Consider the following 15,829-nt stretch of genomic DNA (forward strand, 5'->3'; position numbering starts at 1 on the left):
GGTCCGACATGAACCGCACATTGGGCGTCTGCTATTACCCGGAACACTGGCAAGAAACGCAGTGGGCATCCGACGCGGCCCGCATGGTCGCGGCCGGCCTGACCTGGGTGCGGATCGGTGAATTTGCATGGCAGCGGATCGAGCCCGCCCCCGGCAGGTTCGACTGGGACTGGCTGGATCGCGCCGTGGCCGTGCTGGGCGACGCCGGGCTAAAGGTCGTGATGGGCACCCCGACCGCGACGCCGCCCCGATGGCTGGTAGACCAGATGCCCGACATGATCGCAGTCGATGCGCAGGGCCGCCCGCGCAAGTTCGGATCGCGCCGGCATTACGATTTCAGCTACCTGCCGTACCGTGACGCCTGCCGCCGTATCGCGCGCCTGATGGGCGAACGCTATGGCCGCAATCCGCATGTGGCCGCCTGGCAGATCGACAACGAATACGATTGTCACGACACCTGCCTGTCCTATTCCGATGCCGCCCGCGCAGGTTTCCAGGACTGGCTGGCACAGAAATACCAATCCACCGACGCGCTGAACCGCGCCTGGGGCAATGTGTTCTGGTCAATGGACTACGACAGCTTTGATCAGATCGATTTGCCCAATCTGACGGTCACCGAACCGAACCCAAGCCATGTGCTGGATTTCCGGCGCTACAGTTCCGATCAGGTGGTGGCGTTCAACCGCGTGCAGGTGGATGTGCTGCGCGACCTCACGGATACGCCGCTGATCCACAACTATATGGGTCGCACGTTGACCTTTGATCACTATGCGGTCGGGGCCGATCTGGATATCGCCAGCTGGGATAGTTACCCCATCGGCTTTCTGTCCGACCGAATCGAGGGGACCGAGGCTGAAAAGCAGGCGTTCCTGCGTCAGGGCCACCCTGACAATCAGGCGTTTCACCATGATCTCTACCGTGCCGTCGGCAAGGGGCGGTTGTGGGTGATGGAACAGCAACCCGGCCCGGTGAACTGGGCCCCCTACAACCCGGCCCCCCTGCCCGGCATGGTCCGCCTGTGGTCATGGGAGGCATTCGCCCACGGCGCAGAGGCGGTCTGCTATTTCCGCTGGCGGCAGGCCCCCTTTGCCCAGGAACAGATGCACGCAGGGCTGTTGCGCCCCGATGATTCCGAGGCCCCCGGACTGGCCGAGGCGCGTCAGGTGGCCGATGAGCTGGCACAACTGCCGGACGTCAGCGCGGGCACGGCATCCGTGGCCCTGGTGTTCGATTATGAAAGCGCATGGGCCTGGGATGCCCAGCCGCAGGGTGCGGATTTCGAGATGTTCCGCCTTGCGTTTGCAGCATACCGTGGCTTGCGCAAACTGGGGCTGAGTATCGACATTCTGCCGCCCGATTGCGCAGATTTGTCCGCCTACAAACTGGTGCTGGCCCCCGGTCTGCTGACCCTGTCGGACAACCTGCGCGACGCGCTCGCCCGGTTCACGGGCGTGGCCTTGATCGGCCCGCGCACGGATGTGAAAACCGCTGATCTGACGATCCCCAATCCGATGGGACCCAATCTGCCCGGCACCGATGTGACCGTCACCCTGACCGAGAGCATCCCGCCGTCGGACGCGATCGTACTGGAGGGCGGCGGCACGTTCCGCCACTGGTTCGAGGGCCTCGAAGGCACCGCCGCCGTTCACCACCGCACCGCCGATGGTCGCCCAGCAATCATGGGCGGCGACCATCTGCGCTATCTGGCAGGCTGGCCCGCGGATGAAACATTTGTCGATATCCTGCGCACCACCTGCGCAGAGGTCGGCGTCGCGACGCAGGACATGCCCGGCGGCCTGCGGCTGCGTGAAACACCAGAGGCAACATTTGCCTTCAACTACGGCGCAGACCCCGTCGATTGGCAGGGTCAGACGATCCCCGCCGCAGGTGTCGCATGGGTCAAGCGATGACCCCGTTCGGCAAGACCAAAACAGGCGAGGACGTCCACGTCCTGACGCTGGCGCAGGGTGATCTGCGCGTCGAACTGCTGACCTACGGCGCGCGCTTGCAGGACGTGCGGCTGGCCGGTGTGCCGCACAGCCTGACACTTATGTCCGACACGCTGTCCGACTACGAGGGGCCGATGCCATACCACGGCGCATTGGTCGGTCCCGTCGCAAACCGCATCGGCGCAGGCCGTGTGACGCTGGACGGCATGATGTATGAACTGGAACGCAATCAGGACGGTCGCATGACGCTGCATTCGGGCAGCGATGGCATGCATGCCCGCGTCTGGCAGGTCATCGACCACGAACCGCACGCGGCGACCCTGCAGCTGACCTTGCAGGACGGCGATTGCGGATTGCCCGGCCAGCGCGTCATCACCGCCCGGTTCAAGATCACAGCACCCGCGACCCTGACCATGGACCTGACAGGCACCACAGACGAGCTGACCCTGATGAACATCGCGAACCATTCGATGTGGAATATGGACGGCAGCCGCACCTGGGAGGGCCACAGCCTCGGGATTGCGGCCGAACATTATCTGCCGACCGATGCCGACAACCTCGTGACAGGCGAGATCGCACCCGTGGCCGGCACCGGCATGGATTTTCGCACAGCGCGCACGCCCGTGCCGGGTGATCCGATGCTGGACCACAACTTTTGCCTGTCAGACCGGCCAACAGCCCTGCGCGATGTTGTGACGCTGACCGGAAAAAGCGGTTTGCGCATGACACTGGCGACCGATCGCACGGGCGTGCAGGTGTTCGACAACCACGTCGGCTTGCGCCCCGGGGCTGCCCCCTACGAGGGGTTCGCACTCGAAGCGCAGGACTGGCCAGACGCGCCGGCACACCGCGATTTTCCGTCTTTCCTGCTGAAGCCTGATGGCTCCTATCGCCAGACAACGACCTGGCGGTTTGACCGGACGGAATAACCGCGCGAAATGCGCAAATTCGGTTTGACACCCCGGCACAATGGGCCTAGTTCAGCGCCCGTGGTGAGGCGCGGTAGCTCAGTTGGTTAGAGCGATCGACTCATAATCGATAGGTCGGGAGTTCAAGTCTCCCCCACGCCACCACCCTTTTCAGAAAGTCTTGATGCCTGCGCATGATGGTGCCGTCGGCGTTCGTCACGCGAACTGCCCACGCAGGTTTTGCGGCTTGCACAGCGGCTGCGCCGTGGTCACACATTGTGTCATGGATATTTTAGAAGCACTGCGAACCGAACTGGGTGATGATGCCGTCGTGACCGGCGACGCCATGGGACCTTGGTGCCACGATTGGACAGGTGGCTACACCAGCGCGCCCCTTGCCGTGGTCCGGCCACGCGAGACCGCAGGCGTCAGCGCGGTGATGCGCGCGGCGCAGGCCTCGGGCACGGCGGTCGTGCCGATTTCTGGCAACACTGGCCTGAACGGCGGTGCGTCAACGCAGGGCGGCCTGTTGCTGTCGCTGGACAGGATGAAAACGATCCGCGCCATCGACGCCACCGCGCGCAGCGCCGTGGTTGATGCAGGCGTGATTCTCTCGCAGATGCACGACGCTGCTGCGGCGCATGACCTGATCTTTCCGCTGACCTTTGGCGCGCGCGGGTCGGCCATGATCGGCGGGGTGTTGTCGACCAACGCGGGCGGATCGAATGTCCTGCGCTATGGCAATACGCGGGATCTGGTGCTCGGGATCGAAGCCGTGCTGCCGAACGGCCGCGTCATGGACCTGATGGGACACCTGCACAAGGACAACACCGGCCTGAACCTCAAGCATCTTATGATCGGGGCCGAGGGCACGCTGGGCATCATCACGGCGGCCGTGCTGCGGCTGTTTCCCAAACCCCGCGCCTACGCCACCGCGATGGTCGCACTGAACGATCTGGGGCCGGCCCTGGACCTGCTGAACCGCGTGCAGGACGCAAGCCGCGGCGCTGTCGAGGCGTTCGAATTCATGCCCGACACCTATATCGACGGACATCTGGCCATCAAACCTGACGCAAGACCCCCGTTCGACCGGCGCTATCCGGTGAATATCCTGATCGAGCTGGGTGCCACGGCAGCGCAGGACACCACGCCGCTGGCCGACGGCACCGTGCCGATCACCAACCTGCTGGAGGACATCCTGGGCCAGATGATCGCGGACGGCACCGTGCTGGACGCCCATGTCGCCGCATCCGAGGCACAGCGCAGGGACATGTGGGCCCGCCGCGAGGCCGCGGGCGAAATCGGGTTTCGCAAACGGCCATTGGTGGACACAGACGTGGCCGTCGGCCTGACCGACGTGGATGCCTTTCTGCGCAACGTCCGGTCGGGTCTGTTGGCACTGGACCCGGATGCCACCGATTGGGCCGTGTCACATCTGGGTGACGGCAACGTCCATTATGTCGCCTATCCCAGCCGCGACGACCCGGCGTTGATCCACGCGATCCGCGCCATGGTCGATGCCTTGACGGCGGACCTGAACGGGTCCTTCAGTGCAGAACACGGCATCGGCCTGTCCAAACGCATCAGCATGGCCCGGCACAAGGACCCCGCCGCACTGGATGCGATGCGCGCAATCAAGGCAGCCCTCGACCCGCACGGGATCATGAATCCGGGTAAAATGCTGCCGGACGTCTAGTCAAAGAAACCTTCGCCCGCCTCTGCCAGCAATTTTGCCGCCATGTCGCGGCCCATGTCGGGGCCCTGTTCGACCCAGCCTGTCGCGACCTCGGTCAGCACGCGGCTGCCGTCATGGCGCAGGATTTCGCCGCGCAGATGCAGGGTGTCGCCGTCCAGTTCGGCCAACCCCCCGATTGGCGTCTCGCACGACCCGTCCAGCCCCGCCAGCAGCGCCCGTTCGGCGGCCAGACGATGGCCAGTGGGCGCGTCGTGGATCGCAGCCAGCATGCGGTCTGCCCTGTCATCCCCGATACGCCGTTCGATCCCGATGGCGCCTTGGGCAATCGCGGGCAGCATGTCGTCCGGCGAAATGGGGAAATACGGCACATCGGCCATGCCCAACCGGTTCAGACCGGCCGTTGCGAGGAATGTTGCATCCGCGACTCCATCCGCCAGTTTTTTCAACCGGGTCTGCACGTTGCCCCGGAATTCGACCACCTGCAGGTGCGGAAACCGGGCCGCAAGCTGCGCGCGGCGACGCGTGGATGACGTGCCAACGACCGCACCGTCGGGCATTTCGGCCAAGGACCGGTATTTCAGCGAGACGAACGCATCGCGCACATCCTCGCGCGGCAGATAGCAGTCCATCACCAGCCCGTCAGGCTGCCGGGTGGGCATGTCCTTGGTCGAATGGACCGCGATGTCGATATCGCCCGCCAGCAGCGCCTCTTCGATTTCGCGGGTAAACAGGCCCTTGCCGTCGATTTCGCGCAGCGGTTTGTCCAGGATCTGGTCACCAGTGACCTTGATCACCGTGATTTCAAAGGCCTCCTGCGGCAGGTCAAAGGCAGCCGAGAGGCGCGCGCGCGTCTCATGCGCCTGTGCCAGCGCCAGCGGTGAACCGCGGGTGCCGATCTTGAAGGGAGCGTCGGGTGTGGGCATTTTTTCTGTCATAAGTGTTTGTTAGCGGTGTCACGTTCGCTTGACAACGGCAGGTGTCACGTTGGATCAAAACCCCAGACAAAAGGGACTGATATGACAAAAACTATCCTGCGCGCACTGGCGGGCGAAACACTGCCGACACCACCGATCTGGATGATGCGGCAAGCGGGTCGATACCTGCCGGAATACAAGGCGACCCGCGCGCAGGCGGGCGATTTCCTGTCCCTGTGCTATAACCCCGAACTGGCGGCCGAGGTCACGTTGCAACCGATCCGCCGCTACGGGTTTGATGCGGCGATCCTGTTTGCCGATATTCTGTTGCTGCCGCAGGCTTTGGGTGCGGACCTGTGGTTCGTCACGGGCGAAGGCCCGCGCCTGTCCACGATCACCAGCCAGTCCGATCTGGACAAGCTGGGTCCAGTCGACAACATCGACGAGGTGCTGTCCCCCATCTACGAGACGGTAAAAATCCTGTCGCGGGAATTGCCGTCCGAGACGACATTGATCGGTTTCGCAGGCGCGCCCTGGACCGTCGCGACCTACATGATCGCAGGTCAGGGCACACCGGATCAGGGTCCTGCGCACAGGCTCAAGGACGAGGATCGCCCGGTTTTCGAGGCCCTGCTGGACAAGATCACCGAAGGCACGATCCATTACCTGTCAAAGCAGATCGAGGCCGGTGCCGAGGTCGTCAAGATTTTCGACAGCTGGGCCGGGTCTCTGACCGGTGCTGACTTTGAAAAATACGCCGTGGCCCCCGCCGCGCGCATCACCGCCGCGCTCAAGGCGAAACACCCCGGCGTGCCCGTCATCGCGTTTCCGCGCGGCGCGGGTGAAAAATACGAAGGGCTGCATCAGGCCATCGGTGCCGATTGCATCGCGCTGGATGACGGCGTGACCGCAGGCTGGGCCGCGGGTGCCGTGCAAAAGGACGGCTGTGTGCAGGGCAACCTCACCTCGCGCCACATGGTCAGCGGCGGTGATGATCTGGTGCGCGAAACGCGCGCGATCTGCGACGCCTTTGCCAAGGGGCCGCATATCTTTAACTTGGGTCACGGGATCACGCCGGACGCCGATCCGGCCAATGTGCAACTGATGATCGACACGGTCAGGGGCGGCTGACCCATGTATGTGCCCGCAGCCTTTGCCGAGGACCGGCCAGAGGTGCTGCACCATGCGATCCGCGACATTCAGTTTGCCGCACTCGTGACGCAGACGGCAGAGGGCATGCAGGTGACGCATGCCCCGCTGTTGTTGCGCGACACGGGCCCGGTGGTGACGCTGGAAACCCATGTCGCGCGCGGCAATCCGCACGCCGGCGCGTTGTGTGCAGGCCAGCCGACCGTTGCGATTTTTCAAGGACCGCAGGCCTATATCTCACCCTCGTTCTATCCCAGCAAGGCAGAGCACGGCAAAGTCGTCCCGACCTGGACCTACATCGTGGTGCACGCGCATGGCACCGTCGCACCGATGCAGGACGATTCCGACCTGTTGCAACACCTGCACGATCTGACCGACCACAACGAACGACCGCGTGCAGAACCCTGGTCCGTTGATGACGCGCCAGAGGGCTATATCGCCGCACGACAGCGCGGGATCATCGGGCTACGCATGACTGTGGACCGGATCGAAGGCGCGTGGAAAATCAACCAGAACAAGCCAGAGGCCGACCGCAACGGCACCGCTGACGGCCTTGCAGCCAGTGGCGAAATGGGCCGCGCCCTCGCCGACGTGCTGCGCGCCGCACGCTAGAGGGGCGTCAGCCCTTCGGTCTGCGGCAGCGGCGCAGGCTGCGTGACAAGGTGTGACTTGCGTTTTTCGTAGAACGCATTTCCACCCGCCGTGACGACGTAATGCATGTTGTCATAGGAAAAACGGTGATCCTTTTGATGGAAAAACCGCGCGCCGCCGACCATCGGGTGCCGTTCGCCCGCCAGCACCGCGCGGGCGGCAGCCTGCACGCCTGGCATGGCGGCAGAATTCATCGGGCGTGTCATGACGCCGGGCGCAAACTGGTTACGCTGGCCGACCACGCCGCAGACCGTGTTCGGAAAATCAGGCGACGCCACGCGGTTCATCACGACAGTACCGACAGCCATCAATCCGTCACGGCTGGATCTGTGCGATTCAAAGAACATCGCCCGTTCCATGCATTCAACGCTGTCGTCACTGAACCGCATCTGCGGCCCATCCGTCACGTCGTCCTTGCCGCCAAAGAACCCGCAAGCGGTCGTCAGCGACAAAACTGCCGCCATCGTCCCCAGACGCAAAGCCGAAGTTGCCGTCATATCATGTCCCCGAAGCCCGTTTGCGACAGATTATGCGCAAGGTGCTGGATCGCTCAAGACAACATTGCGCCATGCGCGCCGCACCGCCGTCAGACCCATTTCGCCAGTGGTGGCAGGCTCATCAGCACGGCATTCGCGTCGTGCCCGGTGGTCAGGCCGAATTTTGTACCCCGATCATAGACCAGATTGTATTCCGCATAGAGCCCGCGATGGATCAGCTGTGTATCCTTGTCCGCGTCCGACCAGGGCATGTCGCGGCGCCTTTCCACAAGAGGGATATAGGCGGGCAGGAATGCACGGCCGATGTCCTGCGTCAGGGTGAAATCAGATTCCCAGTCGCCGGTGCAATGGTCATCCATAAAGATGCCGCCGACGCCACGCGCGCGATTGCGGTGCGGGATGTAGAAATACTCGTCCGCCCAGGCCTTGAGCCGGGGATAGTAGTCGGTGCCATGCGGGTCCAGATGCGCCTGCTGCGTGGCGTGGAAATGGGCCGTATCGTCGTCGTACTCGATGCAGGGGTTCAGGTCGGACCCGCCGCCGAACCACCACGCGTGCGGCGTCCAGAACATGCGCGTGTTCATGTGCACCGCAGGCGCATGGGGGTTTTGCATATGCGCGACGAGGCTGATGCCTGACGCCCAGAAACGCGGATCGTCCGCCATGCCCGGCACACCGCGCGCGGCCATGGCACGCTGTGCCGCCTCGCCCAGCTGGCCGTAAACCGTCGAGGTGTTCACACCCACCTTTTCAAAGACCCTGCCACCGCGCATCACGGACATGACACCACCGCCCGCGTCCGATCCATCATCGGACGTGCGCGCGGTCACCGTGCGTTCGAACCGGCCTGCGGGCAGGTCGGCCGTGGGGCCACTGGTCTGGCTGTCTTCCAGTCCCTCAAAGGCTGTGACGATCTGATCGCGCAGGGTTTCAAACCAGCCGCTGGCGCGCGCCTTTTCGGTATCCATCAAATCAGCCATCAACCCTTGCCCCCGTGATATTGCATAACATCTTATGCCTTGCTCCAATCGACCGGACCAGAGCAGTTCAGAGGATTTTCACGATGAAATGGGTAATCGCACTTGCACCGCTGGCCGTCATGGCCGCCTGTGCCACGCCACAGGAACAATGCCTGTCGAACGCAACGCAGGACCTGCGGATCAATGCCTTTTTGATCGCCCAGACCGAGGCCAATCTGGAGCGCGGCTTTGCCGTTGACCAGCAGCAGCGCGTGACGCGCAGGCCCACGTTCTGCCGGACCGAGGACAACGGTTTCCGGTTTGGCTGTACCGACGTGCGCGTGCGCAATGTGGCGGTGCCGCAGGCAATTAATCTGGAAACGGAACGCGACACGCTGGATCAGCTGCTGGCCACACGCGCGCAACTGCAGCGCCGGACCGATGCCGCCGTGGCCGAATGTCGGCGGATGTTTCCTGCCTGATCAGTGAACCGAAACGGCGGCCGGATCCAGCAGGGTGCGGCCACCGTCAACGGTGATGACCTCGCCCGTGACAAAGCTGGCGGCATCAGAAGCCAGATATTGCACAGTATCCGCCACCTCTGCCGCATTGGCGATCCGGTGCATCGGCGTGCTTTCGATGATGGCCGCACGCGCGTCGCCGTGATCCTTGATCCAGCCGCGCAGCGATGCCGACAACACCGATCCAACGGATACGGCGTTCACTCTGATTTTCTCGGGGGCGAGGGCCACGGCCAGACTGCGGGTCATCTGTTCCAGTGCCGCCGAAGCGATGGAAAATCCCAGCAGTTCGGGGTGTGCACGCCGGGCGGAAATCGACGACAGGTTCACGATGCAACCGATGCTGGAATCGTCAGGTGCAGCATCGCCAGCCTGTTTGATGAACCGCCGCGCGACCGCCTGCGACAGGCGCAGCGGCAGCAGCAGGTTCTGGTCCAGCATGTTGCTGACCGATGTATCGTCGGGGTCAAGCGGTTCGGACGGGATGACCTGTCGCGCCGCGTTGACAAGTATATCCACCCGGTCAAAGGCATCGACCGTCGCAGACAGCAGGTTCGCCACCGCCAGTTTTTCGCGCAGATCGCCCGAGAACAGCAGCACGTTGTCCTCTTTGGCAAGCTCGCCCACCTCTTCGGTCAAGGCCGCCTCGTCGATGTCGGCAAAGACGACATTCGCGCCTGCGCGCACGAAACTACGGGCAACCGCAAGGCCCACACCATTGGCAGCACCGGTCACGATGGCCGTGCGGCCCTTGATCGAAAATGACATGATTGTCTCCTGTCAGGATGTGCCGGGGCGACTGGCGTGGAACAGCTTGAACGCCCCGTCGCCGGGCAGTTCCTCGACCCGCCGGAAATGATCACGCAGCGCAGCCTCATAGGGCAGATGCCGGTTGGCGACCATCCACAGTTGGCCGTTCTGGGTCAGCATCCGCGCAGCCGCGGCAATGAACCCCTGCCCCAGCGCGGGCGTGCCTTTGGACCCGGTATGAAACGGCGGGTTCATCACGATGCCGTCGAATTTACGGTCAGGCCGGAACGTCAGCGCATCGGCCCAGTGGAACGTCGCACGTGGATCCTTGATGTTCAGCCGTGCACAGTCGAGGGCCAGCGCCTCGGATTCGACCAGCGCCAGTGACGTCACCTTGTCACGGCGCAGAATCTCGCTGGACAGATAGCCCCAGCCAGCCCCCAGATCGGCCATTGCACCGGGCAGTTTTGCCGGAAGTGCCCGCGCCAGCAGCGCAGAGCCACGATCCACATCGCCATCGGAAAACACGCCCGCCGTCGTATAGTGACCCGCCGCATTCGGCGCAGGTGCACCGACCGCCCAATCGGCGAATGCGGCGGTGGCCGGAAACCAGAAAATGCGGCCATGCGCCTTGGGTATGGACGGCAGGTTGCCCAGACGTTTGCGGCAGGCGCGGAACAGACTGTCGATCCCGTCGCTGCGCTGGCCGTCAACGACGACCAGACCGCCACCCGCCGCGGCCTGCGCCACGAGCGATTGGGCAAGCGCCTTGAACCGGGGCACGACAACGATCGTGGTCGCACCAGGGCCCGCATCGGTAGTGACCGTATAGCCAGCCGCGCGAAAGGCCTCGACCTCTGGTGCGTGGGTATGCTGGATCAGCACGCCGTGACCCATCAAAGGCGACAGGTCGGTGTCCATGTTCGGACGCATGACGGTCACGGGACCGTCCGGCAGGGTCAGCGATCCGTCGGCCAGGGCGGTCGCGAGGCGGGAAAGAGCAGCCATCAGGGCGGAACAGCGCGGGGCGCTATTCCTTCTCCATCGTGCATTGCAGCGGATGCTGGTGACGTTGGGCGTAATCCATGACCTGCGCCACCTTTGTTTCCGCGATTTCGTGACTGTAGACGCCGGCGACAGCCACGCCTTTCTTGTGGACTGTCAGCATCAGGTCAAACGCCTGTGCATGGGTCATGCCGAAAAACCGTTCCAGCACCATGACGACGAATTCCATCGGCGTGAAATCGTCATTCAGGATCAGCACCTTGTACAGGGGCGGCCGTTTGGTTTTCGGTTTGGTCTTCAGGGCGACGCCGATGTCGTCCTGACCATCGTCATCATCGTCCCTGTCCGCCATCATCTGCTGGTTCAAGCGCATCACAATCCCGGTTCGATCCATGTCGGTGAGACGTCTATATAACCTTGATAGGCCTGGTGAAAACCCCCGGCGGCGAAACGCCTCAATCCGTCGCAGATCGGCGGATTGTCGCAGCGCGCGGTGGCCACCTACCGCATGTGGCACAAGCAACCCGCCACACCCCCTAAATGTCGTATTGTGCCGAAACAACACGGCACAAGCCCTTTTGAAATCGGGACTTTTCGTCGTCAGGCTGTTCGTGCTAGCGTAGTTTCAATGAGTAATCACCGGGGCAAACTCCGGGATACCGAGGCAGACAAAAAGGCAGGTGACGTGCAAAATCGTCCTATCTCCCGCACTCTTCGTGCGACCATCGCTGTATTGCTTATCACGATGCTCAGCCCTGTGGCGGCGTTCGCTGCTCCCTATGCTGCGTTGGTGATGGATGCCCGCACCGGAGAAGTGCTGCATTCGCGCAATGCCGACACCCGGCTTCACCCGGCATCGCTGACCAAGATGATGACGCTTTATATCGCGTTTCAGGCCATTCAGCGTGGTGAAATCACGCTGGACACCGAGGTCCGCATTTCATCCAAAGCCGCAAGCGAACCGCCGTCCAAGCTGGGGCTACAGGCCGGACAGACGATCAAGCTGCGGTTCCTGCTGCGAGCCGCTGCCGTAAAATCCGCCAACGATGCCGCGACAGCCATCGGCGAGGCGATTTCAGGATCCGAAGAGGCCTTTGCGACCCGGATGAACCGCACGGCCGCCGCGATGGGCATGACCAACACGACATTTCGCAACGCGCATGGCCTGACCGAAAACGGGCACCTGTCCACCGCCCGCGACATGAGTGTGCTGGGCCGCCACGTGATCTATGATTTCCCGCAGTACTATAACCTGTTTTCGCGCAGGACCGCAGACGCCGGGATCCGGCAGGTCAGTCATACCAACACGCGTTTCCTGAACAGCTATACCGGGGCCGACGGCATCAAGACCGGTTTCACCAACGCCGCCGGTTTCAACCTGACGGCATCGGCGCAGCGCGGTCAGGAACGCATCATCGCCACCGTTTTTGGCGGCACATCCACCGCGCAGCGTAACGCCCGGATGACCGAGCTGATGGACATGGGATTCAACCGCGCCCCGGCCGTCGCCACGCTGCAACGTCCCGACATCCCCGCAACCACCGGAACCGAACAGGTGGCCATGGCCGGCAACGCACGCCCCACGACGCAGAACGGATCAGGCAAGACCGTGCGCGTGACAGGCCGCGTCAGCGAGGCACTTCGCCCCGCGATGCGCCCTGCACCAGAGGTCCCCGTCACACTGGCCGTGAACACCACCAGCATCGAGGACGCCCTTGCCGAGGCAATTCAGGTCAGTTCTGCCCCTGCGGCACAGCCCATGGCCCCTGCCCCCGAGGTCGTCACCCGCATTTCGACCTCTGGCGGGCGGCATTGGGGCGTGAACGTGGGCCGATTCAATTCCCGCTACCAGGCGGAAAAGGTTCTGATCCAGGTTGCCCTGAACGAGATGAGCACCCTCGAAGGTGCTGTGCGCCGCGTGACGCAGCGATCAGGCGGGTTTGACGCGAATTTCATGGGTCTGACCCGCGAGGGCGCCGACCTGGCCTGTCGCAGGCTTCAGGCGCGCAACCAGACGTGTTTCATGTTGGGCTCCGAGGGCTGAGGCAAACGGGCGATCGGTTCAGATCGCCCGACCCTCGAATGCGGCAGCCATCAACGCACGGGTATAATCAGTGCGTGGATTGTCAAAAATATCGGCAGCAGGTCCTGCTTCGACCACGTCGCCCTGTTTCATCACCATGACCTTGTGCGACAGGGCGCGCACGACCTTCAGGTCGTGGCTGATAAAGATGTAGGCAAGGCCGTAGCGCTGTTGCAGATCGCGCAGCAATTCCACGATTTGCACCTGCACCGTCATGTCCAGCGCCGATGTCGGTTCATCCAGCACCACCAGTTTCGGGCGCAGGATCATGGCGCGCGCGATCGCGATACGCTGACGCTGACCGCCCGAAAATTCATGCGGATAGCGGTCCATCAGATCGGGCGACAGCCCCACCTCTGTCATGATTTCGGCCACCATGTCGCGGCGTGGTCTGCCGGGGTCGATATTGTGGATAGTCAGCCCCTCGGCGATGATCTGTTCGACAGTCATGCGCGGTGACAGACTCCCGTAGGGGTCCTGAAACACGATCTGGATGTCGCTGCGATAGGGCCGCATCTGGCGCTGGCTCAACCCGTCGATGCGGTCCCCCTGAAAGGTGATCGCCCCCTCTGAGCGGATCAATCGCATGATCGCAAGCGCCGTCGTCGTCTTACCCGAACCCGATTCGCCCACGATGCCGATGGTTTCCCCCGCCCTGACGGACAGCGTGGCATCGTTGACCGCCTTGACGTAGCCGGCCGTGCGTTTCAGCAGACCGCGATAGATCGGGAACCAGATTTTCAGCTGTTCGGTTTGTGCGACGACGGGGGCGCCCACAGCAACGGGGGCAGGCACGCCTGCGGATTCGGCTGCCAGCAGCATCTGTGTATAGGGGTGCTGCGGGTTGCCGAAAATTTCGGCCGTGGGACCTGTTTCGACGATCTCGCCGTCCTTCATGACGCAAACGCGGTCTGCGATCTTGCGCACGATGGTCAGGTCGTGCGTGATGAACAGCATCGACAGGCCCTGTCTGGCCTTCAGTTCGGCCAGCAGATCCAGGATCTGCGCCTGAATCGTCACGTCCAGCGCCGTTGTCGGTTCGTCCGCAATCAGCAGGTCAGGACCATTGAGCAGCGCCATCGCGATCATGACCCGCTGGCGCTGGCCGCCGGACAATTCGTGCGGATAGGCGGTCAGGCGGCGTTCGGCGTCGCGGATGCCCACCTGTTCCAGCATCTCGATCACGCGGGCACGCACCGCATCGCCGCGCAAATCCTGATGCAACACGATGGATTCACCCAGCTGCCGTTCGATCGTATGCAGCGGGTTGAGCGAGGTCATCGGTTCCTGAAAGATGAAACTGATATCGTTGCCACGCACACGGCGGAGGTCTGCCTCTGACGCGCCCAGCATTTCGCGGCCCTCGTAGGTGATCGACCCGTCGGACTGCGCCGAATCCCCCAAGAGCTGCACCGTGGACAGCGCCGTGACGGATTTGCCCGACCCAGATTCACCGACCAGAGCGACGGTTTCACCGCGCCCCACGGTGAATGACACACCGCGCACCGCATGGGTCACGGCCCCATCCTGCCTGAACCGCACGTTCAGGTTCGACACCTCGAGAACTGGTTTCATTGAAACGTCTTTCTGGGATCGAATGCGTCACGGATCCCTTCGAAAATGAACACCAGCAGTGACAGCATCACGGCAAAGGTCACGAATGCCGTGAACCCCAGCCAAGGCGCCTGAAGGTTCTGTTTCGCCTGCAGGGTCAATTCGCCCAGCGACGGGGCCGAGGACGGCAGACCAAAGCCCAGGAAATCGAGGCTGGCCAGCGTCGCGATGGACCCGGTCACCAGAAACGGCAGCATCGTCACGGTGGCGACCATGGCGTTAGGCAGCATGTGGCGGAACATGATGGTGCGGTCACTGACGCCCAGCGCACGGGCGGCACGGACATATTCAAAATTGCGCGCGCGCAGGAATTCGGCACGCACCACACCCACCAGCGCAGGCCAGCCGAACAGCACGGTCAGGAACACCAATAGCCAGAAACTTCGCCCAAGAATCGCAAAGACGATGATGATGACATAAAGAGACGGCGTGCCAGTCCAGATTTCGATGATCCGCTGGAAGATCAGGTCCGTCCATCCGCCGAAGTATCCTTGCACGGCACCTGCAACGACGCCGATCAGCGATGCAGCCGTTGTCACGATCAGCGCAAACAGGATCGACAGACGAAATCCATAGATCACCCGGGCCGCAACATCGCGTTTGGTGTCGTCCGTGCCCAACCAGTTGTTGCCGTCGGGTGCCGATGGGGCCACGCCCGGAATATCCACGATCGTGTCATAGCTGTAGGGGATGAGCGGCCACAGCATCCAGCCCTTGACGAAATCGGGATCGTCGATGCTGCCGGCCTCGGCCGCGTCGATCAGTCCTTGCGGGTCATCGAAACAGGACAGAAGACCACCTGTCTTGATCAGGCATTGCACCTCGACATCGGTATAGCCCGCCTCGGTCGGGAAATCGCCGCCGAAATCCTGTTCGGAATAGAACGAGATGATGGGCGCGCGCACCTCGCCCCGGTAGCTGACCAGCAACGGTTTGTCGTTGGCCAGCACTTCGGCGAACAGCGACAGGCCGAACAGAATGCCAAAGATCACCAGCGACCACAGCGCCCGGCGGTTGCGTTTGAAATTGCGCCAGCGGCGCTGGTTCAGCGGCGACAGCCGTGGCTTGCGACGCGCGGGGGCGGTTGCGGCGCCGCCCGTCAAGGCCACGTCAGAGGCTTCGGTCTGGCTCAT

At 63.0% G+C, this 15,829-nt stretch carries 15 protein-coding genes and 1 tRNA gene; 8 read left to right on the forward strand and 8 right to left on the reverse strand.

The features are described 5' to 3' along the window. Nucleotides 1-8 precede the first annotated feature (8 nt). From BMX27_RS06255 to BMX27_RS06270, 4 genes are all read left to right on the forward strand, one after another. On the forward strand, nucleotides 9-1,910 hold the full coding sequence (locus BMX27_RS06255; RefSeq protein WP_090159017.1) for a beta-galactosidase: 1,902 nt from the start codon (nucleotides 9-11) through the stop codon (nucleotides 1,908-1,910). Beyond that, complete coding sequence (locus tag BMX27_RS06260; protein ID WP_256212413.1) at nucleotides 1,895-2,878, forward strand: aldose epimerase family protein; 984 nt, start codon at nucleotides 1,895-1,897, stop codon at nucleotides 2,876-2,878. Before BMX27_RS06255 ends, BMX27_RS06260 begins: the two co-directional genes overlap by 16 nt. A 67-nt stretch (nucleotides 2,879-2,945) precedes the next feature. Continuing rightward, nucleotides 2,946-3,022, forward strand: a tRNA-Met gene (locus BMX27_RS06265). A gap of 118 nt (nucleotides 3,023-3,140) precedes the next feature. Next, nucleotides 3,141-4,553 carry an FAD-binding oxidoreductase gene (locus tag BMX27_RS06270; RefSeq protein WP_090159207.1) on the forward strand — a complete coding sequence of 471 codons (1,413 nt, stop codon included), beginning with the start codon at nucleotides 3,141-3,143 and terminating at the stop codon, nucleotides 4,551-4,553. Here the strand turns inward: BMX27_RS06270 and hemC are convergent. Then, complete coding sequence (hemC, locus tag BMX27_RS06275) at nucleotides 4,550-5,488, reverse strand: hydroxymethylbilane synthase (RefSeq protein ID WP_090159019.1); 939 nt, start codon at nucleotides 5,486-5,488, stop codon at nucleotides 4,550-4,552. The two genes, BMX27_RS06270 and hemC, sit on opposite strands and share 4 nt — an antisense overlap. An 81-nt stretch (nucleotides 5,489-5,569) precedes the next feature. Between hemC and hemE the strand changes: the two genes are divergently transcribed. Together hemE and BMX27_RS06285 are read left to right on the forward strand one after the other, a co-directional pair. Further along, nucleotides 5,570-6,598, forward strand: a complete 1,029-nt coding sequence (gene hemE, locus BMX27_RS06280) for a uroporphyrinogen decarboxylase (RefSeq protein WP_090159020.1) — start codon at nucleotides 5,570-5,572, stop codon at nucleotides 6,596-6,598. A gap of 3 nt (nucleotides 6,599-6,601) precedes the next feature. Beyond that, nucleotides 6,602-7,228, forward strand: coding sequence for an FMN-binding negative transcriptional regulator (locus BMX27_RS06285; RefSeq protein ID WP_090159021.1), 627 nt, complete (start codon nucleotides 6,602-6,604; stop codon nucleotides 7,226-7,228). Here BMX27_RS06285 and BMX27_RS06290 read toward each other — a convergent pair. Beyond that, nucleotides 7,225-7,764: a cell wall hydrolase gene (locus tag BMX27_RS06290; protein WP_371260093.1), complete on the reverse strand. Its 540-nt coding sequence runs from the start codon at nucleotides 7,762-7,764 to the stop codon at nucleotides 7,225-7,227. The two genes, BMX27_RS06285 and BMX27_RS06290, sit on opposite strands and share 4 nt — an antisense overlap. An 89-nt stretch (nucleotides 7,765-7,853) precedes the next feature. Then, nucleotides 7,854-8,744 (reverse strand): oxygen-dependent coproporphyrinogen oxidase, encoded by an 891-nt coding sequence (hemF, locus tag BMX27_RS06295; RefSeq protein WP_090159022.1) that lies wholly within the window; start codon nucleotides 8,742-8,744, stop codon nucleotides 7,854-7,856. Nucleotides 8,745-8,827: 83 nt separating this feature from the next. Here hemF and BMX27_RS06300 point away from each other — a divergent pair, with 83 nt between their 5' ends. Further along, nucleotides 8,828-9,205, forward strand: a complete 378-nt coding sequence (locus tag BMX27_RS06300; protein ID WP_090159023.1) for a hypothetical protein — start codon at nucleotides 8,828-8,830, stop codon at nucleotides 9,203-9,205. Here BMX27_RS06300 and BMX27_RS06305 read toward each other — a convergent pair whose 3' ends face one another. Genes BMX27_RS06305 through clpS form a run of 3 tightly spaced genes read right to left on the reverse strand, consistent with a single transcriptional unit; the run spans nucleotide 9,206 to nucleotide 11,372 of the window. Next, nucleotides 9,206-10,012: an SDR family NAD(P)-dependent oxidoreductase gene (locus BMX27_RS06305; protein WP_090159024.1), complete on the reverse strand. Its 807-nt coding sequence runs from the start codon at nucleotides 10,010-10,012 to the stop codon at nucleotides 9,206-9,208. Between the two features lie 12 nt (nucleotides 10,013-10,024). Further along, nucleotides 10,025-11,002 (reverse strand): class I SAM-dependent methyltransferase, encoded by a 978-nt coding sequence (locus BMX27_RS06310; protein ID WP_090159025.1) that lies wholly within the window; start codon nucleotides 11,000-11,002, stop codon nucleotides 10,025-10,027. A gap of 22 nt (nucleotides 11,003-11,024) precedes the next feature. Next, on the reverse strand, nucleotides 11,025-11,372 hold the full coding sequence (gene clpS / locus BMX27_RS06315; RefSeq protein ID WP_056036708.1) for an ATP-dependent Clp protease adapter ClpS: 348 nt from the start codon (nucleotides 11,370-11,372) through the stop codon (nucleotides 11,025-11,027). Nucleotides 11,373-11,744: 372 nt separating this feature from the next. Here clpS and BMX27_RS06320 point away from each other — a divergent pair, with 372 nt between their 5' ends. Next, nucleotides 11,745-13,043 (forward strand): D-alanyl-D-alanine carboxypeptidase family protein, encoded by a 1,299-nt coding sequence (locus BMX27_RS06320; RefSeq protein WP_090159026.1) that lies wholly within the window; start codon nucleotides 11,745-11,747, stop codon nucleotides 13,041-13,043. 18 nt (nucleotides 13,044-13,061) lie between these two features. Here BMX27_RS06320 and BMX27_RS06325 read toward each other — a convergent pair whose 3' ends face one another. After that, the gene (locus tag BMX27_RS06325; protein WP_090159027.1) at nucleotides 13,062-14,657 is read right to left on the reverse strand and encodes an ABC transporter ATP-binding protein; all 1,596 of its coding nucleotides are present in this window, start codon (nucleotides 14,655-14,657) and stop codon (nucleotides 13,062-13,064) included. After that, the gene (locus BMX27_RS06330) at nucleotides 14,654-15,829 is read right to left on the reverse strand and encodes an ABC transporter permease (protein WP_090159028.1); all 1,176 of its coding nucleotides are present in this window, start codon (nucleotides 15,827-15,829) and stop codon (nucleotides 14,654-14,656) included. The genes BMX27_RS06325 and BMX27_RS06330 overlap by 4 nt, the downstream gene beginning before the upstream one ends.

The sequence above is a fragment of the Loktanella sp. DSM 29012 genome, assembly GCF_900110705.1.
Lineage (GTDB): Bacteria > Pseudomonadota > Alphaproteobacteria > Rhodobacterales > Rhodobacteraceae > Loktanella > Loktanella gaetbuli.